Genomic DNA, 2,161 nt, shown 5'->3' with positions numbered 1-2,161 from the left:
TCGCTTGCTGCCTGCGGGAGAAGCCGCGCTGTCTGCATGGAAAATGCTCCATCAGCAGGGATTTCGGACGCTGAAGTGGAAGATTGGGGTCGAGCCGATCGCCCAGGAACTCGTGGTTTTTGAGCATCTGATTCAAGCCCTGCCTGTGGTAAACCTGCGCCTGGATGCCAATGGTGGATTGAGCTTAAACGAAGCAGAACAGTGGCTAGAGCGCTGCGATCGCCTCAATGCCACTGAGCGCTCTGTGCAGGTGGAGTATCTAGAGCAGCCCTTGCCCCCGCATCAATTCACCACGATGCAGTCCTTGAGCGATCGCTACCGCACCTCGATCGCGCTAGATGAGTCGGTTGCGACGCTGCCGCAGCTTTGTACGCACTACGACCAAGGCTGGAGCGGCATTTTCGTTATCAAGCCCGCGATCGCCGGATCGCCCATTCGCCTACGCCAGTTCTGTCGATCGCGATCCATCGACGCCGTGTTCTCTACGGTGTTTGAGACGGCGATCGGGCGGCAAGCAGGACTCCGACTGGCAGCAGACTTGGGGCGCGATCGAGCTGTGGGATATGAAGGAACGTTTGACGAGTTCGATTATTTCCAGGAGGAAAAATGGAACGAGGAGCTAGAGAGTATTGGCGGCAGCGAGCCAACGACGATTGGCTAATTGGGCACGACAATCGATCGTTTTTCCAGTCGGTGGATCAGACGTTGCAGGCGTTGGAGGAGCGATCGTCTCCTGATGCACCCCTTACGGTTCTGATTGCAGACGTTGACCCCGTGCAGTTTCTTGCTCACTTTGTCGCGGCGTGCGCTGCCAACTGCCGCGTCGTTCTCGCCAATCCTCAGTGGGGCGCAGCCGAACGGCAACAAGTTTTCCAGCTTGTTCAACCCGATGTGATTTGGGGAACTGGAGATTGGGCACTGGGTACTGGGGAGCCGCATCAACGCATCTCGGTGTCTATGGAACGCTACGCAACCGAAAAGCGTGTATTACACGCAGCGCGAACAAAATTCAACATTCAACCTGCAACCGGTTCGCTGCCGCTCATCCTCATTCCTACGGGTGGCTCCTCCGGCAGCATCCGCTTCGCGATGCACACCTGGGATACGCTGATGGCGTCGGTGCAGGGGTTTCGCCAGTATTTCGGCGTCGATCGCGTCTGCTCCTTCTGCGTACTGCCGCTTTACCACGTCAGCGGCTTGATGCAGTTTCTCCGCTCCTTTACCTCGGGCGGACGGTTGATCGTGCAGCCGTTCAAGGCGATCGAGTCAGGCAGCTATCCCGACGTAGACTTTAGTCAGTTCTTTTTCTCCCTGGTTCCGACGCAGCTCCACCGCCTTCTACAGTCTCCGAACGCTTCGCGTCTCACGTCCTTCCGCACGGTTCTTCTGGGCGGTGCTCCTGCGTGGGCTGAGCTACTAGAGCAAGCTCGATCGCGCCGAATTCCCCTTGCACCGACGTATGGCATGACGGAAACCGCCTCGCAGGTTGTGACGCTGAAACCAGAGGCGTTTCTTAGTGGCGGCACAGGCTGTGGGCAGGTGCTTCCCCATGCGGCTGTGACGATTCGGAGTCCGCTGGGCGAGGTGCTGGCGGCGAATCAGACGGGAATCGTGACGATCGCCGCTGAATCACTGGCGTTAGGCTACTACCCAACGCGTTTTGAGTCGGACCACTTCCAGACGGATGATCTGGGCTTTTTCGACGACCAGGGTAATCTGCATCTTGTCGGACGCCGCAGCGACAAAATCATTACCGGAGGCGAAAATGTGTTCCCGGCAGAGGTGGAAGCCGCCATTCGATCGACGGAACTGGTTGCAGATGTGTGCGTCGTTGGAGTGGACGATCGCCACTGGGGGCAAGTGGTTAGCGCCATTTATGTCCCGCGTCAGGCATCCCTTCCAGCCGATTTGCTGCACACGGCTCTGGATGGAAAACTCAGCAGATTTAAACGTCCCAAACGCTGGATTGCGGTCGATCGACTGCCGCGCAACGCTCAAGGGAAGCTGAATCGAGACGCAGTTCGAGCGATCGTCAGCGATCAGATGCCGACCACTGCTGATGCCACTGAATCAGAACATCGGGTAGCGGAATCCGGCGGCGCGTCGCTGGATCAATACACACGTTGCGAGTCAGGGCGCGACTCACGAGGCGATCGACGCT

The 2,161-nt window shown here is 58.0% G+C and carries 2 protein-coding genes; both read left to right on the top strand.

Features of this window, described 5'->3' with window-relative positions:
• Window positions 1-661 (top strand): o-succinylbenzoate synthase (menC, locus tag H6F43_RS01150; RefSeq protein ID WP_190340193.1); only part of this gene is annotated, 661 nt, incomplete at its 5' end.
• Window positions 607-2,161: 2-succinylbenzoate--CoA ligase (locus tag H6F43_RS01145; protein ID WP_190340192.1), on the top strand; the 1,555-nt coding region annotated here is incomplete at its 3' end. The genes menC and H6F43_RS01145, both read left to right, overlap by 55 nt.

It is taken from the genome of Leptolyngbya sp. FACHB-36, from assembly GCF_014695955.1.
In the GTDB taxonomy this organism is placed as follows: Bacteria; Cyanobacteriota; Cyanobacteriia; order Leptolyngbyales; family Leptolyngbyaceae; genus FACHB-36.
The sequence above is the reverse complement of the archived record's forward strand: the minus strand, read 5'-3'. Positions and strand labels throughout refer to the sequence as shown.